Genomic DNA, 23565 nt, shown 5'->3' with positions numbered 1-23565 from the left:
GGACCCTGTGGGAGAGTAGGACGCCGCCGAACAATTTTTCAGCTCCGGTCCCTGAACCTTCTGGTTCAGGGACCGGAGCTTTTTTGTTTTGGCCGGACGAGTGACGTGAAGAGGGCTTTCCACTCGTACGCACATATCGGATGATCAGTGTCATGGTGTTCACTTCCCCTGTCCGGCTGTGGCTGATCCCCAACGCCGTCCTCCTTGCCGCAATGGCCGTCTGGGGTGCCGTCAGATACGCCCAGCTGCCGGCGCAGATACCGAAACACGTCGGTATGCAGGGAGTGGACGCCTGGACGGACCGGTCGATCGGCAGCGCGTTCTTGCTGGTCTTCGTCTATGCGGGGGCGACAGTTCTGATGGTCGGCTGTGCCGAGCTGACCCTGCGGGTCACACCACGCGACGAGCTGCCGGATACAAACACGGCACCGTATGCCGCTGGGGCGTCCGAGTTTCTGGTGAACAGGCCGGCCAGCCGCGAGTCGGCACGCCGAATGGCCCGGTCTCTGCTGCTGCTCAACGCATCCGTCGGCGTCGCACTATTCGTGGGTTGCGGGATTCTGTGGCGTTCCGCGACTGATCCGGACGTACCCGGTTGGGCGTACGCCGGGCTGCTGGTCCCGCTGCTCGTCGGCACCGCCGTGACGATTGCCGCGGCCGTCAGGGACCGTAAGGACTGAGCTGAACGGCCCGCCGAGGGCTTCCTACAGCCGACCGGAGGCCTTGAGGGAGAGGTAGGCGTCCGCCAGGTCGGGGGCGAGGCGGGCCGGGGTGGCGTCGATGACCGTCACACCGTGGCGGCGCAGGCGGTCGGCGGTGCGGCGGCGGGCCGCCCGGGTCTGTTCGGCGGCGGCCGCTGCGTACACGGCCTGGGGCGTGTGTCGGGCGGCGGCCATTTCTTCGATGCGAGGGTCCGCCACGGCGGCGACGATGACCTCGTTGCGCTGGGTGAGGCCGGGGAGCACGGGCAGCAGCCCTTCCTCGACCGGGGCCGTGTCCAGGCCGGTGAACAGGACGATCAGGGACCGGCGCGGCGTGCTGCGGTGGATGGTCGCTGCCAGACCGCGGGCGTCGGCCTCGACGAGTTCGGGGTCGAGGGGGGCGAGGGCGTCGGTCAGGGCGGGCAGGAGGTCTCCCGCCGCGCGGCCCTGTACGGAGGCCCGTACCCGGCGGTCGTAGGCGAGGAGGTCGACCCGGTCGCCGGCTCGGGACGCCAGGGCGGCGAGCAGCAGAGCGGCGTCCATGGAGGCGTCCAGACGCGGGGTGTCGCCGACCCGGCCGGCCGAGGTGCGGCCGGTTTCGAGGGCCAGGAGGATGCGCCGGTCGCGCTCCGGCCGCCAGGTGCGTACGGCCACGGACTGCCGGCGTGCGGTGGCGCGCCAGTCGATGGAGCGGGTGTCGTCGCCGGGGGTGTAGTCGCGGAGGCTGTCGAATTCCGTGCCTTCGCCGCGGGTCAGGATGCTGGTGCGGCCGTCGAGTTCGCGCAGCCGGGCCAGCTTGCCGGGGAGGTGCTTGCGGCTGGTGAAGGGGGGCAGGGCGCGGACGGTCCACGGGACGTGGTGGCTGCCTTGGCGGGCGGCCAGGCCGAGGGGGCCGTAGGAGCGGACCGTGACGCGGACGGCGTGGTGGTCGCCGCGGCGGGTGGGGTGGAGCGTCGTCGTGACGCGGCGGCGTTCGGCGGCGGGGACGCGCAGGCGGTGCCGGGAGGCCGGGATTTCCGTGCCGGGGTGGAACGCGCTGGGGGGCCATGCGTCGCGGAGGTGCGCGCGCAGTGTCCGCCGGTCCGGGTTGGTCAGGGTGAGGTGGGTCCTGGCCTCCTGGCCTAGTCGAACGGATGTGTCACCGGTTCGGGTGAACTGGAGCTTCCGCACTGGCGCGGCGAGTGCGAGGTCGCACAAAATTGCTAGCAGCAGGGCGAGTTGGACGGTGAGGATACCGGTCCAGCTCGGCATGAGGAGGCCGACGAAGAGAGCTGCGACGGCGGAGATGAGGGCGGTGCGTCCGGTCAGGGCCACGGCTCGGTCTCAGCGGGGGACGGGGAGGTGGGCGAGGACGGAGTTGATGACGGAGTCGGCGGTGACTCCTTCCATCTCGGCCTCCGGGCGGAGTTGGACGCGGTGCCGGAGCGTGGGCAGGGCCAGGGCTTTCACGTCGTCGGGAATGACGTAGTCGCGGCCGGTGAGCCAGGCCCAGGCCCGGGAGGTGGAGAGCAGGGCGGTGGCTCCTCGGGGGGAGACGCCGAGGGAGAGCGAGGGGGATTCGCGCGTGGCACGGCAGATATCGACGATGTAACCGGTGACCTCGGGTGACACGGAGGTCTTCGCGACCGCGGCCCGGGCCGCTTCCAGGTCGGCGGGACCGGCGACGGGGCGGAGGCCCGCGGCTTCGAGGTCGCGGGGGCTGAAGCCCTGCGCGTGCCGGGCCAGGATGTCGATCTCGTCCTGGCGGGCGGGGAGCGGGACCGTCAGTTTCAGCAGGAACCGGTCGAGTTGGGCCTCGGGCAGCGGATAGGTGCCTTCGTACTCGACGGGGTTCTGCGTGGCGGCCACGAGGAAGGGCTCGGGGAGCGGGCGGGGCGTTCCGTCGACGGTGACCTGGCGCTCCTCCATGGCTTCGAGCAGGGACGCCTGGGTCTTGGGCGGCGTCCGGTTGATCTCGTCGGCGAGCAGCAGGTTGGTGAAGACCGGGCCGGCCTGGAAGGAGAACTCGGAACTGCGGGAGTCGTAGACGAGCGAGCCGGTGACGTCGCTCGGCATCAGATCGGGGGTGAACTGCACGCGCTTGGTGTCGAGTTCCAGGGTCGCCGAGAGCGCGCGTACGAGCAGGGTCTTGGCAACGCCGGGTACGCCTTCGAGCAGGACGTGCCCACGGCAGAGCAGCGCGACGACCAGGCCGGTGACGGTCGGGTCCTGGCCTACGACGGCCTTGGCGATCTCGGTGCGCACGGCCTCCAGGGAGGAGCGGGCGCTGTCAGCTGTCGGGGTGCTCACGGGGGTCGTGCCTCTCTGGGGACAAAATCGAGCGTTCTAGGTGGTCGAGCTGGTCGGCCAGGGTGACCAGGCCCTTGTCGTCGGCGGGCGGGGGGCCGAAGAGCAGGGCGTGCAGTGCGGTGCCGGTTCCCGCGTCCGCGGGAAGCCGGGCAGAGACGGCCGGGAGAAGGATGTCGGGGGTGTGGGCGTGCGTGGGGGACACGCCGGAGAGCGGGGCGAGCCGGGTGCGGGTGGCGGCTCGTAGGACGGCGGCGGCCCGGTCACGGGCGCCTGCCTGCTGGTAGAGGCGGGCGTGTCCCTCGGTCGTCTCGGCGGCGGGGACGGTGACCGGAAGCCGCTCGGGGACGAGCGGGCCGAGCCGGCGGGCCCGCCAGAGGCCCGCGAGTGCGGCGGCGATGAGGAGTTGCAGCAGCGCCCATCCCCAGCCGGACGGAATGAGGTCGAAGAAGCCGCGCTGCTCGTCCTGCGCGGACGAGGGATCGCTGACGGAGGGGAGGTACCAGACCAGATGCTTGTGCGAACCGAGCAGTTGCAGGGCCAGCGAGGCGTTGCCGCGTTCGGCGAGGCGGTGGTTGTAGAGGATGTCGGGGGCGCCGAGGAGCACGGTGTCGCCGCCGGCGCTGGTGGGCACGCGCACCAGGGTGGCCTTGCCGTGGCTGGGGTAGCAGCGGTCGGCGGTGGGGACGGGGGCCGAGTAGCGCAGGCCGCCGAGTTCGGCGTCGCCGGCGGTCCGGGCGGCGGGCAGCGCGCAGTCGGGGGCCAGTGCCGTCACGTCGGTGGGTGCCGCTGTCTCGACCCCGGGCGTGAAGACGTCCAGGGTGGCCGGGCCCGGAGTGAGCAGCACGGTGCGTCCGGCCGTCCGTCCGGTGGCCTGGTGCAGGGTGTCCAGCTGGCGGCGGGTGAGCAGGCCGGGGTTGGTGACCAGGACGGTGGTGTCCGGGCCGGCCGCGGCGGCGGCCTCCTCCGTGGTGGTCACGACGCGGGTGCCGACGCCCCGGTCGGCGAGGAGGGCGGCGACCGCGCCGCTCCCGGTGCGGTCCACCGACCGGGGGTCGAGACGTCCGTGCTGGTCACCGGAGCGCAGGAGCGCGACCGCGACCCCGCCCAGCAGGAGGACGAGGACGGCGGCGAGCAGCCCGCGCGAGCGGGTCCACAGGCGGCGCGGGGACGGTGCGAGAGAGGTGGTGCCGGTCGTGGTGGTGCTCATGCGCCGCCCCCGTGGAGAGCGGCGGGCCGGGGCTTGCTGTTCCGCAGGTCGGTGTCGAGGGTGCTCAGGAGGGCGTACTCCCGTTCGGTGCCAGGGCGGCCGCCGTATGTGACGTCGTCGAACGCCCGGGCGGCGGCGCGCAGGCGCTCGGCGTGGGCGGGCAGGGCCCGGCCTGCCTCGGTGGCGGCCTCGTCGGCGGTGCGGCCGGGGCCCGGGGTGAGCAGGGCGCGTTCCTCCAGGGCCAGGACGATGGCGCGCATCCGTTCCTGGACGGCTTCGGTCCAGCGGCTCTCGGCCGCGTGCCGTTCGGCGGCGGCGCGGTGCTCAGCGGCGGTGCGGGGACGCTCCCCGAAGAGCGCGCCGCCACCCGTGGTGGGGGTGCGGCGCAGGGCGCCCAGCCGGAGCCGCAGGGCGACGGCGAGCAGCACGACGACGAGGACGATGGCGAGGAGACCGGCCCAGCCGCCCGGGGTGGCCCCGGCGGCGGCGTCGAACAGCTCGCCGACCTTCTTCCAGAACCAGTCCAGGGCACGCTGGAGCAGGTTCGGGTCGTTCTGGTGGTACCGCGGATCGGCGAGTTCGCGTTCGGCCGCCTCGCGGGCGGCGTCACGCGGGATCCTCACCGGTCCGTCCTCGCCGGAGCCCGTCGTCAGCCGGGCGAATACGGCCGTCCCCCTTGGCGGCGTCACCGCATCAGCTTCCCGGCGTGGGGCCGGCGGGCCCCTGGTGGGGGCCCTGGGGCCCGGGGGCGTCCGCGTCGTACCCGGGCAGGCCGGCGGCGCGGGCCAGCTCCAGGTCGAGCGCCTCGCGGCGGATCCGCTGGTCCATGTAGAGGAGCGCCGTGACGCCCGCGCTGATCGGGTAGGTGACCGTGGAGGTGATCACGGCGCCGACGGCCAGCACGATCAGGAACGTCCAGCCGGGACTGCCGTTGCCCTCGATCCAGGACGAGAAGCCCTCACCGCCGAGGAGGACGGCGATGACGGTGGCGGGTATCTGGACGATCATCTGGACGATGGCGATCAGCACGTACGTCAGGAGCTGGACGCCCAGGATCCGCCACCAGGCGCCCCGTACCAGCTTGGCCGAGCGCCGCATGGACGCGATGACGCCCTGCTTCTCCAGCATCAGCGCCGGGGCGGCGAGGCTGAAGCGGACCCACAGCCAGACGGCCGCGACGCTCGCGCCCAGGGCGCCGACCAGGGCGAGCAGAATACCGGCGGTGACCTGTCCCACCACCGCGACGATGATGCCGGGCAGCATGCCGACGCCGAGGACGACCGAGGTGATCAGGGGCAGCAGCAGAAGCAGGCCGAGGAGCCGCGGCAGCCGGCCGCGGGCGTCCCGCCAGGCTTCGCCTGCCGTCACCGAGCGTCCCAGGACGGCCCGGCTGACGACGATGGTGAGCAGCGCGGTGACGATGATCGTGCCCAGCACGCCGATCAGCGAGGTGACGGCGGTGCCCGCGAGGGTGCCGCCGAGTTCGCCCATGAGCTCGCGCAAGGAGGCGTCGGGGTCGTTCGCGGTGGCGCTGCCGGCGTTCCGGAACCAGATGCCGGTGACGAGCGTGTTCGCGGCTTGCGAGACGACGGCCACGACCAGCGAGATGCCCAGGACGGTGCGCCAGTGGGCACGCATGGTGGACACCGCGCCGTCGAGGATCTCGCCGACGCCGAGCGGGCGGAGCGGGATCACGCCGGGCTTGGCGGCGGGCGGCGGAGCCCAGGGGGCACCCCAACCCGGTTGTCCTCCCCAGCCCGGTTGTCCTCCCCAGCCGCCTTGGCCGCCGGGGGCACCCTGCGGTCCTTGGCCGCCCTGGCCGCCCTGCCCGCCGCGGGCGGGGCCGCCGGTGGGGGCGGACCACTGACCGGCGGGCGGCTGCTCCTTGGACCACTGCGGCGGGACCGTGGAGCCATCGGCCGTTTCCGTGCCGGTCTGTCCCGCCGGTTCCGCCGGACCTGCCGGAGCGGTGGGACCGCTCCGGTCCGTGGAACCGGCCGGGCCGGCCGGAGTGTCCGGGCCGGTGGGGCCCGTGGTGGCGGGCTGTTCCTGCGCGGCGCGGTCCGGCTCGTCGGAGGGGGAGGATCCGGGCGAGGCCCAGCCCGGAGAGTTGTTCATCGTCGCTCCTTCATGCTTCCCGCCCGTTCGAATGGCCGGGGTCCGGCGTCCGCAGTGCCTGTCATCGTGTCATGGCGCGTGCGCCCGCGTCCCCGGGCCCTCGTGCGGGGGGACTCTTCTGCTCCGACCGCTGTCGGCGGCAGACTGGGCGGATGGCCGATCGCTACGAGAAGTCCGAGGCGGGCGCCGACGCTCCCGTGGTTCCGTCACTGCGTTGGGAGGAGCTTCCCGAGGGGCCCGTACTGGTTCTCCTCGATCAGACACGGTTGCCGTCCGAAGAGGTCGAACTGGTTTGCACGGACGTTCCGGCACTGGTGCAGGCGATCAGGACGCTGGCTGTGCGCGGCGCTCCGCTGCTGGGCATCGCCGGTGCGTACGGAGTCGCCCTCGCCGCCGCGCGGGGATTCGACGTGGCCGACGCGGCCGACACCCTGGCGTATGCCCGCCCGACGGCGGTCAACCTCGAATACGGCGTACGACGGGCCGCCGGCGCGTACCGCGACGCGGTCGCCGACGGGGCCGGCCCCGAGCGGGCCGCAGCCGCGGCGCTGGCCGAGGCACAGGCCGTGCACGCGGAGGACGCCGAGGCCAGCAAGCGGATGGCCGCGCACGGGATGGCGCTGCTGGGCGAGCTGCTGCCCGGCGGCGGCCACCGGATACTCACCCACTGCAACACCGGGGCGCTGGTGTCCGGCGGCGAGGGCACCGCCCTGGGGGTGGTGCTGGCGGCACACCGGGCCGGTGAGCTGCGGCGGCTGTGGGTCGACGAGACCCGGCCCCTGCTGCAGGGCGCGCGGCTGACCGCGTACGAGGCGGCGCGTACGGGCATGCCGTACACGGTGCTCGCGGACGGCGCGGCCGGGTCGCTCTTCGCGGCGGGCGAGGTGGACGCCGTACTGATCGGCGCGGACCGGATAACGGCGGACGGCGCGGTCGCCAACAAGGTGGGCAGCTATCCGCTGGCCGTACTGGCCCGCTACCACCACGTGCCGTTCGTGGTGGTAGCGCCGACGAGCACGGTGGACCTGGCGACGGCGGACGGCGCGCTCATCGAGGTGGAGCAGCGGCCCGGGCACGAGGTGACGGAAATCGCGATGCCGTTCGCGCCGGGCGCCGGGGCGGAGGCCGGCACCGGGGTGCAGATCGCCCCGCTGGGCGCGCTGGCCTACAACCCGGCCTTCGACGTGACGCCGGCCGAGCTGGTGACGGCGATGGTCACCGAGGCCGGAGTGGTCTCGCCGGTGACCCCGGGCGGCCTCGCGGAGCTGTGTTCCACATCACGATGGAGTAAGTCACGATCAGGTAATGGGATGATGGCCGAATGAAGGGACGCGTCCTGGTCGTCGACGACGACACCGCACTGGCAGAGATGCTCGGCATCGTGCTGCGCGGCGAAGGCTTTGAACCGTCGTTCGTCTCGGACGGGGACAAGGCGCTCGCCGCCTTCCGGGAGACCAAGCCGGACCTCGTGCTGCTCGACCTCATGCTGCCCGGGAGGGACGGCATAGAGGTGTGCCGGCTGATCCGGGCCGAGTCCGGTGTACCGATCGTCATGCTGACCGCGAAGAGCGACACGGTCGACGTGGTGGTCGGCCTGGAGTCGGGGGCCGACGACTACATCGTCAAGCCGTTCAAGCCCAAGGAGCTGGTGGCCCGCATCCGTGCGCGGCTGCGCCGCTCGGAGGAGCCGGCGCCCGAGCAGCTGGCCATCGGTGACCTCGTCATCGACGTGGCGGGGCACTCGGTCAAGCGGAGCGGGCAGTCGATCGCGCTCACGCCGCTGGAGTTCGACCTGCTGGTGGCGCTGGCCCGTAAGCCGTGGCAGGTGTTCACGCGCGAGGTGCTGCTGGAGCAGGTGTGGGGCTACCGGCACGCCGCCGACACCCGGCTGGTCAACGTCCACGTGCAGCGGCTGCGCTCCAAGGTCGAGAAGGACCCGGAGCGCCCGGAGATCGTGGTGACCGTGCGCGGAGTCGGCTATAAGGCCGGGCCCAGCTGATATGTCCCGGGACGGTTCGGCCCCGGAGGACGAGCGGGGGCGGACCGTCCGCCCGGCAGGCGATATGCCCGGCTCTGGTCGGATGTTTGGTCGAGTGCTCGGCCGGCTGACCGGCCGGGCGGCCGACGGCGGGGCGAACGGGCACGGCCGGGCCAACGGGCACGCCCGGGCGAACGGACACGGAGACGGCCCCGAGCGGGCCGGGCAGGACACCGCGGCCGAGCGCCCCGAAGGCGACGACGCCCGCGGCGCGCGGACCGCCGAACGCCCGGCGGGCGAGGCACGTGCCGCCGCCCGCCCGGGACCGGCAGAGCGGTTCCGGGGGATGCCCGGACGGCTGCTGCCCGACGGCGCCACGAGCGGCCCCGTCCACCCCATGCTGCGGCTCTTCGGCCGCTGGATACGCCGTCCGCTGCTGCCCGCGCTGCGCCTGTGGCGCCGTAACATCCAGCTCCGCGTGGTCGCCACGACCCTGCTCATGTCGCTGGGCGTCGTCCTGATCCTCGGCGTCGTGGTCATCGGACAGGTCCGCAACGGACTGCTGGAGGCCAAGCGGCAGGCCGCGCAGAGCCAGGCCACCGGCGGCTTCGCCGTGGCGCAGAAGCTGGCCGACAGCACCACCGACGGCCGCGGCGACGACGCCGGACGCTCCGGCAGCCGCGGGCCCCAGGACTCCGCGACTTGGCTGACCAGCCTGGTCGAGCAGCTCGCCAGCGGCGGCCAGGGCGTCTTCTCCGTGGTGGCGCTCAGCTCCGGATCGGCCGTGGAAGAGCCGTTCGGGGACAGCAGCCCGGACACCCGGGGCCCGCGCGCCTCCGGGGACGTCGACCCCGCGCGCAGCGTGCCCGCGGAGATGCGCCAGATTCTGGACACCAAGACCGGCACGTTCCGCCAGTCCACGCAGATCAAGCGCGTCGGATCGGAGGAGGGCGAGCCGGCGATCATCATCGGCAAGCGCCTCAACGACGTCAACAGCAACCCGTACCAGCTCTACTATCTCTTCCCTTTCAGCCAGGAGGAGAAGTCGCTGAGCCTGGTAAAGACGACCCTGGCGACGGCCGGGGTGTTCGTCGTGGTGCTGCTCGGCGCCATCGCCTGGCTTGTCGTACGGCAGGTCGTCACGCCCGTACGGATGGCGGCGGGCATCTCCGAGCGGCTGGCCGCCGGGCTGCTCCAGGAGCGGATGAAGGTCACCGGCGAGGACGACATCGCCCGGCTCGGCGAGTCCTTCAACAAGATGGCGCAGAACCTCCAGGTCAAGATCCAGCAGCTGGAGGAGCTGTCGCGGATGCAGCGGCGGTTCGTCTCCGACGTGTCGCACGAGCTGCGGACACCGCTGACGACCGTACGGATGGCCGCGGAGGTCATCCACGACGCGCGCGAAGACTTCGATCCGGTGACCGCGCGCTCCGCCGAACTGCTGCGCGGGCAGCTCGACCGGTTCGAGTCGCTGCTCGCCGAACTGCTGGAAATCAGCCGCTTCGACGCGGGCGCGGCCGCTCTGGAGGCCGAGCCGATCGACCTCCGCGACGTGGTGCACCGGGTCATCGAGGGCGCCGAGCCGCTGGCGGAGCGCAAGGGCAGCCGCATCGTGGTGCGCGGCGCCGAACAGCCGGTGATCGCGGAGGCGGACGCCCGCCGGGTCGAGCGGGTGCTGCGCAACCTCGTGGTCAACGCCGTCGAGCACGGCGAGGGCCGGGACGTCGTGGTGCGGCTGGCCGCGGCCGGCGGCCGCAACGGCGGCGCGGTGGCCGTCGCCGTGCGCGACTACGGCGTCGGCCTCAAGCCGGGCGAGGCGGCCAGGGTGTTCAACCGCTTCTGGCGCGCCGACCCGGCACGGGCCCGTACGACCGGCGGTACGGGGCTCGGCCTGTCGATCGCGGTCGAGGACGCCCGGCTGCACGGCGGCTGGCTGCAGGCGTGGGGCGAGCCGGGCGGCGGCTCGCAGTTCCGGCTGACGCTGCCGTGTACGGCGGGGGAAGCCCTGCGCGGCTCGCCGATACCGCTCGAACCGGAGGACTCGCGGCGCAACCTCCAGGCGGCCGGCCCGTACCAGGTGCGCGGCGCGGCCGCGGTGCGGACGGCGGCCGCCATTCCGGCGCAGCAGCGGTTGGCGGAGCCGTGCCCCTTGGAGCCGCGCGCCCCGGCGCCGCGCGCCCCGGCGCCGCGCTCCCCGGAGTCACGCCCCGCGGAGTCGCTCACCCACGTCCGGCCGGACGGCGCCGAACCCCTGGGCGACGGCGCGCACCCCCTCGGTGACGGCGCGCACCGGAACGGTGCCGGCGGCGACGGCGTACAGGGAAACGGCGTACGCGGTGGTGCGGCGCGCGGGCACGACGGCGCGGAGCGGGAGGACGAGGTTCGTGAGCGCTGAAACGGGTGCCGGAGCAGGCGCGGAAACCGGCCCCGGAGCGGGCGCCGCAGGTACCGGGCGGCTGAGGCCGCGGGCGCGCGGCAGGCTCGCCCGTACGGGTGCGGCGCTCGGCTGCGGCGCGTTGCTGCTGGCCGGATGCGCGTCGATGCCCGACAGCGGGGACATGCAGGCCGTCGACCAGTCGCCGCGCGCGGACGCCGACTCGCAGGTGCGGGTCTACGGCGTGCCGCCGCAGGACGGGGCGCAGCCGACCGAGATCGTCAGCGGCTTCCTCGACGCGACGACGAGCGACGAGGTGGACTTCAGCACGGCCGTGCAGTACTTGGCCAAGTCCACGAAGAAGACGTGGCGGCCGTTCTCGGCGACCAAGGTGCTCCAGCAGCGCCCGAAGGCCGACCCCGTGGGCCAGGCCAACCGCGAGGACCCGAACGGCTACACGGTCACACTGTCCGGCAACCAGGTCGCCACCGTCGACCGCAACCACGCCTACACGCCCGAGGAGAAGGCGTACAAGCAGTCCGTCCACCTCACCAAGGAGGACGGGCAGTGGCGCATCGACCGGCTGCCCGACGGGCTGGTGCTCGGGCAGTCCGACTTCCAACGGATCTACCGGTCCGTCAACAAGTACTACTTCGCCGACTACAAGTCGGAGGCGCAGTCGTCCAAGGCGGGCAAGAACGTGCTGGTCGCCGACCCCGTCTACCTGCGCCAGCGGATAGACCCGATCACCGCCAGCGTGGCCGCGCTGCTGGAAGGGCCCACGAACTGGCTGAACCAGGTCACCGCCTCGGCGTTCCCGACGGGCACCCGGCTCAAGAGCAGCGGCCTGTCCCTCGACGACTCCAACGCGCTGAAGGTGCGGCTCGGCAAGGGGGCCGCCGGCGCGACGCCGGGGCAGTGCAGGCGGATGGCGGCCCAGCTGTTCTTCACCGTCCAGGACATCACCCGCGCGTCGAAGCTCAGCGAGGTGGAACTGCAGGACGAGGGCGGCAGCCGGCTGTGCGTCCTGTCGCAGGACCGCGCCAACAGCGAGTTCGCGCCGCGCAAGCACATCGGGCGGCCCGCCCAGGAGTACTGGATCGCCGCTGACCAGAAGGTGGTCAGCATGCCCGACACGACGACGGAGCCGCGGCCGGTGCGGGGGCCGTTCGGCACCGGCAAGACCGCGCTGAGTTCGATCGCCGTATCGCGTGGCGAGAGCAGCGTGGCCGGCGTCTCGGCCGACGGGCGGTCGCTGTACGTGGCCCCGCTCGACTACGGCGCCGAGCGCGGCCCGGCGGTGCTGCACAGCACGGCCGAGAACGGCCTGTCGGCGCCGAGTTGGGACGGCCTCGGCGACCTGTGGATAGCGGACCGCAGCGACAAGGGTTCGCGGCTGCTGCGGCTGCGCGAGGGCAAGGGGACACCGGACGTGGTGACGGTGCCCGGCCTCGGCGACCGGCGGATCAAGGCGATCAAGGTGGCGTCCGACGGCATCCGGATCGCGGTGCTGGTCGAGGACAAGGGACGTACGACGCTGCAGCTCGGCCGGGTCGAGCGCGGCGGCACGGCGCAGCACCCGACGCTGTCGGTGGAGGAAATGCGGCCGGTCGCCCCCCAGTTGGAGGACGTGGTGGCGGCGTCCTGGGCGGGCGGCAGCCGGCTCGTGGTCGTCGGCCGGCAGTCCGGCGGGGTGCAGCAGATGCAGTTCATGGAGACGGACGGTTCGGCGTCGAGCGCGCAGACGCTGCCCGGAGTCAGCGGCGTCAAGGCGGTGACGGCCTCGGAGGACGAGAACCGGCCGCTGGTGGCCGACGGTGCCGAGGGCATTGTGCGACTGCCGCAGGACGCGAACTGGAAGACGGTGGCGAAGGAAGGCAAGGCGCCGGTTTACCCGGGGTAGGGGAAAAGGCCCGGCGGCCGCCTCCTGGGCTCGCACCCCCGTCACCCGAGTTATCCACAGGGGGTGGCGCCCCCACCCGCCCGGCGGGACAGTAGATCCCATGCGGGGCGTATGGCGAGAAATCACCGGTCTGGTACTACCGGTGGACTGCGCCGGATGCGGCCGTCCTCGTACGGACCTGTGCGAGGAATGCCGCCAGGCACTGTCCCGGGGGGCGAGGGGGAGAGGGGGTGGGGGCGGGGGAGGCCCCCGGGGCCCCCGAAGAGTACGCCCGCGCCCCGTCCCGCCCGGCCTGCCGCCCACCTGCGCCGCGGCTCCGTACGCCGATGAGGTGCGCGCGGTGCTGCTCGCGCACAAGGAGCGGGGGGCGTTGCGGCTGGCCGGTCCGCTGGGGGTGGCGCTGGCGGGGGCCGTGCGCGGGTTGTGGGCCGAGGGCGGTCCGCTGCGCCTGACGGATGGCTCGCCCGCCGCGTCTGTTGAGGCGCCGCGTCTGCCGGGTGACCCGTCCGCGTCTGTGGAGGCGTCGCGTCTGTCGGGTGGCCCGTCCGCGTCTGTGGAGGCGTCGCGTCTGTCGGGTGGCCCGTCCGCGTCTGTGGAGGCGTCGCGCCTGGCGAATGGCCCGCCCATGCGCGCCGAGGGGCCGCGCCTGCCTGGAGGAACGCTCACGCCTGCTGAAAGGCTGCGCCTGCCTGGCGGAGCGCCCACGCCTGCTGTGCCGCGTCTCGCGGATGGATCGCCTACGCCTGCTGAGGCGCCGCGTCTGTCGGGTGGCCCCTCCGTGCCCGCTGAGGCGTCGCGCCTGGAGGGCGGCCTTACGCAGCCCGTTGGCGGCCTGCATGGCACCCCGGGCTCCGCCGATTCTGCGCAGTCCGACCAGGGGCATTCCCCCGAAGTGCGGCGGTCCCGACCGGACAGGAGTGAGCGGTCCGAGGCTGCTTACCCGCGGGGCGTTGGCGACTCGCCGGGCGGTGGCTTGTCTGGTGGACCGGGCGGGGGCTTGGTTGGTGGAACGGGTGGTGGCTTGGCTGGTGGGCCGGGCGGGGGCTTGGCTGGTGGGGGCGTGTCTTTTGGGCCCGGCGGTGGTGCCTTGCCGGGGCCCGCCCGTGCTCCGCTCGTTCCGGTCACTGGCGCTCCCTCCGTTCGTGGAAGAACGCGATCCCGCAGTGTGGGGTCCCCTAGCACTCCAGTACCCCCGTTCACCTCCGTCACGCCCCTGCTCCTCGTCCCCGTGCCCTCGGCCCGGCGGGCGGTGGCGGGGCGGGGGCACGATCCGGTGCGGCGGATGGCGTTCGCGGCGGCTCGGGACCTTCGGCGGGGAGGGGTGCCCGTTCGGGTACTGAACGTGCTGCGGCAGCGGCGTACGGTGGTTGACCAGGCGGGCCTCGGAGCCCGTCAACGCCTGGCCAACGTCTCCGGGGCCCTGTCCGTCGTCGCCGGAGCCGGCGGGCCACTGGCGACGGCCCCGGTGGTGCTGGTGGACGATCTGATGACCACCGGGGCGTCGCTGGCGGAGGCGGCGCGGGCCGTCCGGGCGGCCGGTGGGAGGGTGGTGGGGGCGGCTGTGGTCGCGGCGCCGCGAAGTGCTTTCGAAATCAACTGGAACTGACCGGGAAAATTCATCGTTGCAGGTAACGAGGGCGAAAACCCACCCAAACGGAGCTAGTGGAAGCTAGGGGGTGCCGACACCCGTCCGGGCGAGCTATGTTCGGTTGTGAGGACTTGGCAGACGCTTTGCCGTGGATGCCTGAATAGGTGCGTTTGCGGGTGTATGCGGGGACCCTGAAATCACGGGAGTGGGGACCGCGCCGACGGGGGAGGAGGAGGTGAAAGTCGCCAAGTCCGAGGCTTCGGCACTCACCGGAGCCTGGTGCAAGAAGGAATCGCTCCGCGCGCTGAGCGGGGCGATCCGGGAACGGAGTTCTGCGTGGACATCGTCGTCAAGGGCCGCAAGACCGAGGTGCCCGAGCGGTTCCGCAAGCACGTGGCCGAGAAGCTGAAGTTGGACAAGGTCCAGAAGCTCGACGGCAAGGTGATCAGCCTGGACGTCGAGGTGTCCAAGGAGCCCAACCCCCGGCAGGCCGACCGTTCCGACCGAGTGGAGATCACCCTCCGCTCCCGAGGCCCGGTGGTACGGGCCGAGGCGGCCGCCGCCGACCCTTACGCCGCGCTCGACCTGGCCACGGCCAAGCTGGAAGCGCGGCTGCGCAAGCAGCACGACAAGCGCCACTCGCGGCGCGGCAGCGGGCGCATCCCGGCGAGTGACGTCGCGGTGAGCGTTCCCGACGCGGCGCAGCTGGACGAGAGCGGCCGGCTGGCCGTGGACGACACGCCGCAGGATCAGGTGCCGACGACGAAGATGGGCTCGCTGGAGGTCCAGGGCGAAGGGCCCCTGATCGTCCGCGAGAAGACCCACTCGGCGGTGCCGATGACGCTCAATCAGGCCCTGTACGAGATGGAGTTGGTCGGACACGACTTCTACCTCTTCGTCGACGCCGAGACCAAGCAGCCGAGTGTCGTCTACCGGCGGCATGCCTACGACTACGGCGTCATCCACCTGAACCCCGACTCGTTCGGGGGAGAGGAGCCCGGTGGCGCCGGAGGGGCGCTCGGCGGCTGATGACCGCCGCAATGGTGCCCCCGGCGTACGCCCGGGGGCACCATCGCGCCTGCGGGAGCCAGGAGTTGAGGCCGTATAGTGTTCGTGCCGGCCAAGGTGCTGGTGAGCGCGCGATGACGACATGCGGGGGAGACGTTTGTATGGCGTTGTTCGGGCTGGTCGCAGGGGGCTGTGGTCAACCAGCCTTATACCCGAACTCCGGCCTTCACCGGCCGAGTGGTTGACGGGGAGGAACGATGGGGGACAGCTTCGGGCCCGTGCACGGCGGAGCGGACGGCGACCGGGTCGGCGTCGGTGACGATTCCGGCACGGACGCGGGCGTGTCACGCAAAGAGCCGATCAGGGTTCTGGTCGTCGACGACCACGCGCTCTTCCGCAGGGGCTTGGAGATCGTGCTCGCCCAGGAGGAGGACATCCAGGTCGTCGGCGAGGCCGGGGACGGCGCCGAGGCGGTGGACAAGGCCGCCGACCTGCTGCCCGACATCGTGCTGATGGACGTACGGATGCCCCGGCGCGGCGGCATCGAGGCGTGTACCTCCATCAAGGAGGTGGCCCCCAGCGCGAAGATCATCATGCTGACGATCAGCGACGAGGAGGCCGACCTCTACGACGCGATCAAGGCCGGGGCCACCGGCTACCTCCTCAAGGAGATCTCCACCGACGAGGTGGCGACGGCGATCCGCGCGGTCGCGGACGGCCAGTCGCAGATCAGCCCCTCCATGGCGTCCAAGCTGCTGACCGAGTTCAAGTCGATGATCCAGCGCACGGACGAGCGCCGGCTGGTGCCGGCGCCCCGGCTCACCGACCGCGAGCTGGAGGTCCTCAAGCTGGTCGCCACGGGCATGAACAACCGCGACATCGCCAAGGAACTGTTCATCTCCGAGAACACCGTCAAGAACCACGTCCGCAACATCCTGGAGAAGCTGCAGCTGCACTCCCGGATGGAGGCCGTGGTGTACGCGATGCGGGAGAAGATCCTGGAGATCCGCTGAGCGGACCGGCCGGCCGGTCCGGACAGCAGGGCCCACCCCCCTCCTACGCCAGCTCCGCCACCAGCGCCGCGGCCATGTCCCGGTCGTCACAGCGTTCGACCTGTACGGAGTCGCAGCCGACCCACTGCGCCGCCTCGGTCAGGGCCTGGGCCATCGGCCGTACGGCCTTCGCGTCGCGCATCGACACCTGGCGGGCGACGAGCGTGCTGCCCTCGCGGGCCGGGTCCACCCGGCCGGCGAGCCGGCCGCCGGTCAGCAGCGGCATCGCGAAATAGCCGTGTACCCGCTTGGGGCGCGGGACGTATGCCTCCAGGCGGTGGGTGAAGTCGAAGATCCGGGCGGTGCGCGGGCGGTCCCAGATGAGGGAGTCGAAGGGCGACAGCAGGGTCGTACGGTGCCGGCCGCGCGGCGCCGCGGCCAGGGCGGCAGGGTCGGCCCAGGCGGGCCTGCCCCAGCCCTCGACCTCGACCGGGACCAGCCCCGACCCTGCTATGACGGCGTCGACCTGGTCGTTCCTGAGGCGGTGGTAGTCGGCGAGGTCCGCGCGGGTGGCGACGCCCATCGCCGCGCCCGCCTGGGCGACCAGGCGGCGCACGCACTCCTCGTCGTCCAGGTCGTCGTGCAGCAGGTGGTCGGGAACGGCGCGCTCGGCGAGGTCGTACACCCGCTTCCAGCCGCGGCGCTCCGTGCAGACCACCTCGCCGGTGTCCAGCAGCCACTCCACCGCGATCTTCGTCTCGGACCAGTCCCACCATTCGCCGCCCTTCCGGCCGCCGCCCAGGTCGGAGGTGGTCAGCGGGCCGTCGGCCTTGAGGCGGTCCAGTACGGCGGCGCAGGAGCGGTCGCGGTCCTCCATCAGGTGCCACCGGTGGCCCTTGGCGCGCCTCGCGCGGCGCCGGAAGGCGAAGTGCGGCCATTCCTCGATGGGCAGGATGCAGGCGGCGTGCGACCAGTATTCGAAGCTGTGGCCGCCGGACCAGTAGGCGGACTCGATGTCCGGGCGGCCGACCGCGCCGAGGCGGGCGTACGGGATCAGCTCGTGGGAGCGGGCCAGGACCGAGATCGTGTCCAGCTGCACCGCGCCCAGGCGGCGCAGGACGCCCCGGACGCCCGCGCGGCGGTCCGGCGCGCCGAGGAAGCCCTGCGCGCGCAGGGCGATGCGCCGGGCGTCGTCGGCCGACAGGGAGGTCACGGGCTTCGTCGTCACGGGCTTCGCGGGCGTCGCAGCTGTCATGGGGCACAGCGTAGGAGTGACCACTGACAACGGCGGGGAAGCCCCTGCCCCGCGTCCCTTCCGTCCGAACTCGTCAGCCGGGGAACGGGAGATGGGGCGTTTCGGAGGCCAGGCCCAGGTCGGCGGGGAGCAGCGAGCCGATCCAGGCGTCCCGGCGGGTGGCCCGGTGGGCGATCTTGGCGCGCAGCGTGCCCTCCATGCGGAAGCCGGCTTTCAGCGCCACCGCGCGGGAGCCGGTGTTGCCGGCCTGCGCGAGCCATTCCAGCCGCTCGACCCGCAGGCTGGTGAAGGCCCAGCGTGCGACTTCCCGTACGGCCTCGGCGGTGTATCCCCGGCCGCGCCGTTCCTTGGCCGTCCAGTAGCCGATCTCGGCCTGCCGCTCCGCGGTGTGCAGCGCCAGGTGGACCAGGCCCATCGCCCCGACCAGCGTGCCGTCGGCCTTGGTGGTCACCGCGAAGTTGTACGTGGAGTCCGTGCGCCAGCCTTCCGGGCAGGCGCGGGCGACGAAATCCTGCGCGTGTGAGAAGTCGTACGGGGAGGGCACCGGGGTCCAGCGGGGGATGTCGGGGTCCTGGCAGGCGGCGTGCACCGCCGGGGCGTCGGCGGGGGAGAAGGGGCGCAGGACGAGGCGCTCGGTGGTCAGTGTGACGGGCTCCATACGGGGAGTGTGCGGCGGTGGCGGCCCGGTGGCCAGCAGTTTTCGGCGGCCCTTCCGGGCCCTTCCCGACGCCCGGGGCCGCACCCCGTCCGGCCCCTTCCCGGTGCCCGGGCCGCGTCCGCCCGGCACCTTTCCGTACCGGACCCGGCACCTTTCCGTATCGGGCCCGGCACCTTCTTCCGGCCTCGCGCGTTCACGTAGGGAAAGGTGCGCACAGGGGAGCGCAGGTGGCTTCGCGGCGGTGGACCTCCCGGCCGGAAGGGGTCCTCCTTTACGATGGCCGTTGCGGCGGGGCCTGCCCCTTGGAAAAATGCCGCGCCCGCGCACCTGACCGTGCCAGGCCCGACCGGCAAGGAGACCAGCCCAAGTGTCCGTCTTCAACAAGCTCATGCGTGCAGGCGAAGGAAAGATCCTGCGCAAACTGCACCGCATCGCGGGTCAGGTCAACTCCATCGAGGAGGACTTCGCGGCCCTCTCCGACGCAGAGCTGCGGGCGCTCACCGACGAGTACAAGGAGCGGTTCGCGGACGGCGAAACGCTGGACGACCTGCTGCCCGAGGCGTTCGCGACGGTCCGAGAGGCCGCCAAGCGCGTGCTCGGCCAGCGTCACTACGACGTTCAGCTGATGGGTGGCGCGGCCCTTCACCTGGGGTACGTGGCCGAGATGAAGACCGGTGAGGGCAAGACCCTGGTGGGTACCCTCCCCGCGTATCTGAACGCGCTGTCCGGCAAGGGCGTCCACCTGATCACGGTGAACGACTACCTGGCCGAGCGCGACTCCGAGATGATGGGCCGGGTCCACAAGTTCCTGGGCCTGAGCGTCGGTTGCATTCTGGCCAACATGACGCCCGCCGAGCGCCGCGAACAGTACAGCTGCGACATCACGTACGGCACGAACAACGAGTTCGGCTTCGACTACCTGCGCGACAACATGGCCTGGTCGAAGGACGAGCTGGTCCAGCGCGGCCACAACTTCGCGATCGTCGACGAGGTCGACTCGATCCTGGTCGACGAGGCCCGTACGCCGCTGATCATCTCGGGCCCGGCCGACTCGGCCACCAAGTGGTACGGCGACTTCGCGAAGTTGGTCAAGCGCCTCAAGAAGGGCGAGCCCGCCAACCCGCAGCGCGGTATCGAGGAAACCGGCGACTACGACGTCGACGAGAAGAAGCGCACGGTCGGCATCCACGAGTCGGGCGTCAGCAAGGTCGAGGACTGGCTCGGCATCGACAACCTGTACGAGTCGGTGAACACGCCGCTCGTCGGGTACCTGAACAACGCGATCAAGGCCAAGGAGCTGTTCAAGCTCGACAAGGACTACGTCGTCATCGACGGCGAGGTCATGATCGTCGACGAGCACACCGGCCGTATCCTCGCCGGCCGCCGCTACAACGAGGGCATGCACCAGGCCATCGAGGCGAAGGAGGGGGTGGAGATCAAGGACGAGAACCAGACGCTCGCCACGATCACCCTCCAGAACTTCTTCCGCCTCTACGACAAGCTCTCCGGAATGACCGGTACGGCCATGACCGAGGCCGCCGAGTTCCACCAGATCTACAAGCTCGGCGTCGTCCCGATCCCGACGAACCGCCCGATGGTCCGCAAGGACCAGGCCGACCTGATCTACCGCACCGAGGTCGCCAAGTTCGCCGCGGTCGTCGAGGACATCGTCGAGAAGCACGAGAAGGGCCAGCCGATCCTGGTCGGCACGACCTCCGTGGAGAAGTCGGAGTACCTCTCCCAGCAGCTGAACAAGCGCGGGGTGCGCCACGAGGTGCTCAACGCCAAGCAGCACGACCGTGAGGCGTCGATCGTCGCGCAGGCCGGCCGCAAGGGCGCCGTCACGGTCGCCACGAACATGGCGGGGCGTGGCACGGACATCAAGCTGGGCGGCAACCCGGACGACCTCGCCGAGGCCGAGCTGCGCAACCAGGGCCTGGACCCGGTCGAGCACGTCGAGGAGTGGGCGGCCGCGCTGCCCGCCGCCCTGGAGAAGGCCGAGGCCGCGGTCGAGGCGGAGTTCGAGGAGGTCAAGAGCCTCGGCGGGCTGTACGTCCTCGGGACCGAGCGGCACGAGTCGCGCCGTATCGACAACCAGCTGCGCGGCCGTTCCGGCCGGCAGGGCGACCCGGGCGAGTCCCGCTTCTACCTTTCCCTCGGCGACGACCTGATGCGCCTGTTCAAGGCCCAGATGGTCGAGCGGGTCATGGCGATGGCCAACGTCCCCGACGACGTGCCGATCGAGAACAAGATGGTGACGCGCGCCATCGCGTCCGCGCAGTCGCAGGTCGAGCAGCAGAACTTCGAGACCCGTAAGAACGTCCTCAAGTACGACGAGGTCCTCAACCGCCAGCGCGAGGTCATCTACGGCGAGCGCCGCCGCGTCCTGGAGGGCGAGGACCTCCAGGAGCAGGTCAAGCACTTCATGGACGACACCATCGACGCCTACATCCAGGCGGAGACGGTCGAGGGCTTCGCGGAGGAGTGGGACCTGGACCGCCTGTGGGGCGCGTTCAAGCAGCTCTACCCGGTCAAGGTGACGATCGAGGAGCTGGAGGAGGAGGCCGGCGACCGTGCCGGCATCACCTCCGACTTCATCGCCGAGGCCGTCAAGGAGGACATCCACCAGCAGTACGCGGCCCGCGAGGAGCAGCTCGGCTCCGACATCATGCGTGAGCTGGAGCGCCGTGTGGTGCTGTCCGTCCTGGACCGCAAGTGGCGTGAGCACCTCTACGAGATGGACTACCTCCAGGAGGGCATCGGCCTGCGGGCGATGGCCCAGAAGGACCCGCTGGTCGAGTACCAGCGCGAGGGCTTCGACATGTTCACCGCGATGATGGAGGGCATCAAGGAGGAGTCCGTCGGCTACCTGTTCAACCTGGAGGTCCAGGTCGAGCAGCAGGTCGAGGAGGTCCCGGTCGCGGACGCCGCGGAGCAGACCTCGCTGGACAAGGACGTGCAGGACGCCGTGCCCGCCGGGGCCGGCGCCGGGCGCCCCGAGATCCACGCGAAGGGCCTGGAGGCGCCGCAGCGCCCGGACCGGCTGCACTTCTCCGCGCCGACGGTGGACGGTGAGGGCGGTGTCGTCGAGGGCGACTTCACCAGCGAGGACGCGGTGCCGGCCCGTTCCGAGTCGGACGGTCTGACGCGTGCGGAGCGCCGCAAGGCCCAGAAGAGCGCGGGGCGCCGCCGCAAGAAGTGACGCAGGGCGTCCGAGAGGGTGCGTGAGCCGGGGTGCCGCAGCTCGATGCTGCGGCACCCCGGCTTTTGCGCGTACGAAGGCCGCGGGGGCGTCACCAGATGGTGGCGGACGGGCCGATGTCCAGTGCGGTGCAGCGCCAGCGGATGTCGGCGCCCAGCTCCAGGCGGAAGGCGAGGGCGCGCAGCCGGTCGCCGGAGGCGATGCGGGCGAACGCCTCGATGACGTCGCGGCGCGGCCGGCACAGGCCGCAGTGGCGGACCGTGGGGGCCGGTGCGGGGCGGCCGGTGCCGGTGCCCGTGGGCCGCAGGGGCGCTTGCGGGGCCAGTTCCACGAGGCGGTCGTACGCGGCGGACCGCGTGTGGCCGAGGAGGACGTGTACGGGGCGGCGGCCGCTCAGGGTGAGCAGCAGTTGCTCGGCGAACCACTCGTGCGGCTGGAGGCGGGTGGCGCGGCGCCGGACGCCGGGGGCGGGGGCGGTACGGGGTCCGGCCGGGCGCCTGGTGTCGCGGCGGCCCGGGGGACCGGTGCGGGGCCGGGCGGGGCCGGTCGCGGGCGTGCTCCTGGAGGTGTGGGTGCGGGTGGGCGGGTGGGCGTGGACCTGGGTGGTGATCATGGTGGGCCCCCGTTCGGCCGGTCCGGTGGATACCGGGGAGTAGCTTCGGTGGGGGTTCTTCTACCGGCGGGCGTCCGGCGGCGGCAAGGGGCGCCGGCCGGGCCGGGCGGACGGCCGGAGGTTCACCTATCCGGGGGAAGGCGGGCGCTGCGGGGCGCGCGGCGGCGCGGGCCCGGCAGGTGCGGCGCCGGGACGCCGGAGCCGGGGCACGATGGGGGACGCCCGCCCGTATGCTGGCCGGACAGCAGATTTCCCTGGTTTCAGCGATGTGAGCGGAAGCGGCAGCCATGCGCGTGTATGTCCCCCTGACCCTGCCCGGACTCGCGGCGGCACACGAGGCCGGCGCGTTGGGCCCCGGTCCGCTGGACGCCTATGCCGTCACGCCCGCGCTGCGCGAGTGGTACGTCTCCGACGACATCGAGGAACTGGAGTACGCGGCGCTGAACCGGGCCGCGCAGGGCTCCCTGCGCCGGATCGCCGCCGACCCGGAGGCCCCGCGCCGCCGCGTCGTGGTGGCCGTGGACGTACCGGACGGCGCGGCCGTCGCCGACCCCGACCGGAGCCTGGACCAGGCGGCGCTGGGCGAGGTCCGGATCGCGGGCCCGGTGCCGCTGTCGAAGGCCGCGGCGGTGCACGTCGACTCCGACGACGCGGCCGGGGACGTCGCGGCGGCCGCCGACGCGCTGGGCGCGGCGGACCTCGGCGACGACGACGCGCGCTTCACGGTCGACGGGGCCGAGGACCACGACCTGATGTGGTTCGGCGTGCAGGAGATCCCGAACCTGATCGCCTGACGGCCCGCGTGCCCCGCGGTGCCGCGGTCCGCGACTGGGCTGTCAGTGGTCGTGGGTACCGTCTTGGCATGGGGACGCACACGACGCACATCGTCTGGGACTGGAACGGCACGCTCTTTCACGACACCGACGCCGTGATGGGCGCGACGAATGCCGCCTTCGCCGAGCTGGGCCTGCCGCCGATAACCCTGGAGCGCTACCGCGAGCTGTACTGCGTGCCCGTGCCGCGGTTCTACGAGCGGCTCCTGGGGCGGCTGCCGACGGAGGCGGAGTGGCTGGTCATGGACGAGGCGTTCCACCGGCACTACGCCGCCCACCGGCCCAGGTGCGGGCTCGCCGAAGGCGCCGAGGGGCTGCTGGAGGGCTGGCAGCTGGCGGGCCGCAGCCAGTCGATCCTGAGCCTGTACGGGCACGACGAGCTGATGCCGCTGGTGCGGGGCTTCGGCATCGAGTCGCGTTTCCTGCGCGTGGAAGGCCGCACGGGGCCGTCCGGCGGGAGCAAGAGCGAGCACATGGTGCGGCACCTCGCCGCGCTGGCCGACGGGCCGGCCGGCGCGGGCCGGGTCGATCCGCGGCGTACCGTCGTGATCGGTGACGCGGTCGACGACGCGCTGGCCGCACGGCACGCGGGGGCCCGCGCGGTGCTCTACACGGGCGGGTCGCACAGCCGGGCCAGCCTGGCGGCCGCTGGAGTGCCGGTGGTGGACACGCTGGCGGAGGCGGTGGAGATAGCCGAGGGGCTGGCCGCGTAGCCGACGCGGGCCGGGACCCGTCCGAAAGAGGCGGACCCGCCCTAGTGTCCTGAGTCGGGATTTCGCTGCGGATGTTGCTGTCGGTTCGGCATTCTGGACGGATGGCGAGGACGGGGCGGCCGAAGGCCGAGTT

General features: G+C 72.4%; 19 protein-coding genes. 11 read left to right on the top strand and 8 right to left on the bottom strand.

The features are described 5' to 3' along the window. Window positions 1-152 precede the first annotated feature (152 nt). Entirely contained in the window at window positions 153-680 is a 528-nt protein-coding gene (locus ACH4OW_RS38920) for a DUF1648 domain-containing protein (protein WP_398033620.1), read from the top strand. 24 nt (window positions 681-704) lie between these two features. On the opposite strand, the gene ACH4OW_RS38915 is transcribed toward ACH4OW_RS38920, so the two are convergent. Genes ACH4OW_RS38915 through ACH4OW_RS38895 form a run of 5 tightly spaced genes read right to left on the bottom strand, consistent with a single transcriptional unit; the run spans window position 705 to window position 6315 of the window. Then, window positions 705-2015, bottom strand: a complete 1311-nt coding sequence (locus ACH4OW_RS38915) for a DUF58 domain-containing protein (RefSeq protein WP_398033617.1) — start codon at window positions 2013-2015, stop codon at window positions 705-707. 9 nt (window positions 2016-2024) lie between these two features. Beyond that, window positions 2025-2990 (bottom strand): MoxR family ATPase, encoded by a 966-nt coding sequence (locus ACH4OW_RS38910; RefSeq protein WP_360140933.1) that lies wholly within the window; start codon window positions 2988-2990, stop codon window positions 2025-2027. After that, on the bottom strand, window positions 2971-4197 hold the full coding sequence (locus ACH4OW_RS38905) for a DUF4350 domain-containing protein (RefSeq protein WP_398033614.1): 1227 nt from the start codon (window positions 4195-4197) through the stop codon (window positions 2971-2973). Before ACH4OW_RS38905 ends, ACH4OW_RS38910 begins: the two co-directional genes overlap by 20 nt. Then, a complete protein-coding gene (locus ACH4OW_RS38900; RefSeq protein WP_398033611.1) occupies window positions 4194-4886 on the bottom strand; it encodes a DUF4129 domain-containing protein in 693 nt (230 codons plus the stop codon). The genes ACH4OW_RS38905 and ACH4OW_RS38900 overlap by 4 nt, the downstream gene beginning before the upstream one ends. 4 nt (window positions 4887-4890) lie before the next feature. After that, window positions 4891-6315 carry a hypothetical protein gene (locus tag ACH4OW_RS38895; protein ID WP_398033609.1) on the bottom strand — a complete coding sequence of 475 codons (1425 nt, stop codon included), beginning with the start codon at window positions 6313-6315 and terminating at the stop codon, window positions 4891-4893. Between the two features lie 152 nt (window positions 6316-6467). Here ACH4OW_RS38895 and mtnA point away from each other — a divergent pair, with 152 nt between their 5' ends. The 7 genes from mtnA to ACH4OW_RS38860 all read left to right on the top strand — a co-directional run bounded on the left by mtnA (window position 6468) and on the right by ACH4OW_RS38860 (window position 16179). Next, window positions 6468-7640, top strand: coding sequence for an S-methyl-5-thioribose-1-phosphate isomerase (gene mtnA / locus ACH4OW_RS38890; RefSeq protein WP_398033607.1), 1173 nt, complete (start codon window positions 6468-6470; stop codon window positions 7638-7640). Beyond that, a complete protein-coding gene (gene mtrA / locus ACH4OW_RS38885; protein ID WP_030017937.1) occupies window positions 7637-8314 on the top strand; it encodes a two-component system response regulator MtrA in 678 nt (225 codons plus the stop codon). The genes mtnA and mtrA overlap by 4 nt, the downstream gene beginning before the upstream one ends. A gap of 325 nt (window positions 8315-8639) precedes the next feature. Beyond that, a complete protein-coding gene (gene mtrB / locus ACH4OW_RS38880; protein WP_398033622.1) occupies window positions 8640-10688 on the top strand; it encodes an MtrAB system histidine kinase MtrB in 2049 nt (682 codons plus the stop codon). Next, window positions 10678-12570, top strand: a complete 1893-nt coding sequence (locus tag ACH4OW_RS38875; protein ID WP_398033603.1) for an LpqB family beta-propeller domain-containing protein — start codon at window positions 10678-10680, stop codon at window positions 12568-12570. Before mtrB ends, ACH4OW_RS38875 begins: the two co-directional genes overlap by 11 nt. A gap of 1321 nt (window positions 12571-13891) precedes the next feature. Further along, window positions 13892-14176, top strand: coding sequence for a ComF family protein (locus ACH4OW_RS38870; protein ID WP_398033600.1), 285 nt, complete (start codon window positions 13892-13894; stop codon window positions 14174-14176). A 318-nt stretch (window positions 14177-14494) separates the two neighbouring features. Then, the gene (hpf, locus tag ACH4OW_RS38865; protein WP_360140945.1) at window positions 14495-15187 is read left to right on the top strand and encodes a ribosome hibernation-promoting factor, HPF/YfiA family; all 693 of its coding nucleotides are present in this window, start codon (window positions 14495-14497) and stop codon (window positions 15185-15187) included. A gap of 236 nt (window positions 15188-15423) precedes the next feature. Next, window positions 15424-16179, top strand: a complete 756-nt coding sequence (locus tag ACH4OW_RS38860) for a response regulator (protein WP_398033596.1) — start codon at window positions 15424-15426, stop codon at window positions 16177-16179. A 43-nt stretch (window positions 16180-16222) separates the two neighbouring features. Here the strand turns inward: ACH4OW_RS38860 and ACH4OW_RS38855 are convergent, their stop codons facing one another. Both ACH4OW_RS38855 and ACH4OW_RS38850 read right to left on the bottom strand, forming a co-directional pair. Next, window positions 16223-17413 carry a winged helix-turn-helix domain-containing protein gene (locus ACH4OW_RS38855; RefSeq protein ID WP_398033594.1) on the bottom strand — a complete coding sequence of 397 codons (1191 nt, stop codon included), beginning with the start codon at window positions 17411-17413 and terminating at the stop codon, window positions 16223-16225. Window positions 17414-17486: 73 nt separating this feature from the next. Continuing rightward, the gene (locus tag ACH4OW_RS38850; RefSeq protein ID WP_398033592.1) at window positions 17487-18071 is read right to left on the bottom strand and encodes a GNAT family N-acetyltransferase; all 585 of its coding nucleotides are present in this window, start codon (window positions 18069-18071) and stop codon (window positions 17487-17489) included. Window positions 18072-18438: 367 nt separating this feature from the next. On the opposite strand from ACH4OW_RS38850, the gene secA reads away from it, so the two are divergent. Then, complete coding sequence (gene secA / locus ACH4OW_RS38845; RefSeq protein WP_360140957.1) at window positions 18439-21273, top strand: preprotein translocase subunit SecA; 2835 nt, start codon at window positions 18439-18441, stop codon at window positions 21271-21273. A gap of 91 nt (window positions 21274-21364) precedes the next feature. On the opposite strand, the gene ACH4OW_RS38840 is transcribed toward secA, so the two are convergent. Beyond that, complete coding sequence (locus ACH4OW_RS38840) at window positions 21365-21886, bottom strand: Rv3235 family protein (protein WP_360136346.1); 522 nt, start codon at window positions 21884-21886, stop codon at window positions 21365-21367. Between the two features lie 287 nt (window positions 21887-22173). Between ACH4OW_RS38840 and ACH4OW_RS38835 the strand changes: the two genes are divergently transcribed. Together ACH4OW_RS38835 and ACH4OW_RS38830 are read left to right on the top strand one after the other, a co-directional pair. Continuing rightward, window positions 22174-22680, top strand: a complete 507-nt coding sequence (locus tag ACH4OW_RS38835; RefSeq protein ID WP_398033587.1) for a DUF6912 family protein — start codon at window positions 22174-22176, stop codon at window positions 22678-22680. Window positions 22681-22748: 68 nt separating this feature from the next. Beyond that, entirely contained in the window at window positions 22749-23432 is a 684-nt protein-coding gene (locus ACH4OW_RS38830; protein ID WP_360136342.1) for an HAD family hydrolase, read from the top strand. The last annotated feature ends 133 nt before the right edge of the window (window positions 23433-23565 follow it).

It is taken from the genome of Streptomyces sp. NPDC017056, from assembly GCF_044332485.1.
GTDB lineage: Bacteria > Actinomycetota > Actinomycetes > Streptomycetales > Streptomycetaceae > Streptomyces.
Note: the sequence above shows the minus strand (reverse complement) of the source record. Positions and strands in the feature narration are given on the sequence as shown.

Bases quoted from the DNA above. Each gene is read 5' to 3' on its own strand.
- ACH4OW_RS38840 (WP_360136346.1), bottom strand. From the start codon at position 21,886: ATGATCACCACCCAGGTCCACGCCCACCCGCCCACCCGCACCCACACC.
- mtrB (WP_398033622.1), top strand. From the start codon at position 8,640: ATGCCCGGACGGCTGCTGCCCGACGGCGCCACGAGCGGCCCCGTCCAC.
- mtnA (WP_398033607.1), top strand. From the start codon at position 6,468: ATGGCCGATCGCTACGAGAAGTCCGAGGCGGGCGCCGACGCTCCCGTG.
- ACH4OW_RS38830 (WP_360136342.1), top strand. From the start codon at position 22,749: ATGGGGACGCACACGACGCACATCGTCTGGGACTGGAACGGCACGCTC.
- ACH4OW_RS38850 (WP_398033592.1), bottom strand. From the start codon at position 18,071: ATGGAGCCCGTCACACTGACCACCGAGCGCCTCGTCCTGCGCCCCTTC.
- ACH4OW_RS38835 (WP_398033587.1), top strand. From the start codon at position 22,174: ATGCGCGTGTATGTCCCCCTGACCCTGCCCGGACTCGCGGCGGCACAC.
- ACH4OW_RS38905 (WP_398033614.1), bottom strand. From the start codon at position 4,197: ATGAGCACCACCACGACCGGCACCACCTCTCTCGCACCGTCCCCGCGC.
- ACH4OW_RS38920 (WP_398033620.1), top strand. From the start codon at position 153: ATGGTGTTCACTTCCCCTGTCCGGCTGTGGCTGATCCCCAACGCCGTC.
- ACH4OW_RS38855 (WP_398033594.1), bottom strand. From the start codon at position 17,413: ATGACAGCTGCGACGCCCGCGAAGCCCGTGACGACGAAGCCCGTGACC.
- ACH4OW_RS38895 (WP_398033609.1), bottom strand. From the start codon at position 6,315: ATGAACAACTCTCCGGGCTGGGCCTCGCCCGGATCCTCCCCCTCCGAC.
- ACH4OW_RS38860 (WP_398033596.1), top strand. From the start codon at position 15,424: ATGGGGGACAGCTTCGGGCCCGTGCACGGCGGAGCGGACGGCGACCGG.
- mtrA (WP_030017937.1), top strand. From the start codon at position 7,637: ATGAAGGGACGCGTCCTGGTCGTCGACGACGACACCGCACTGGCAGAG.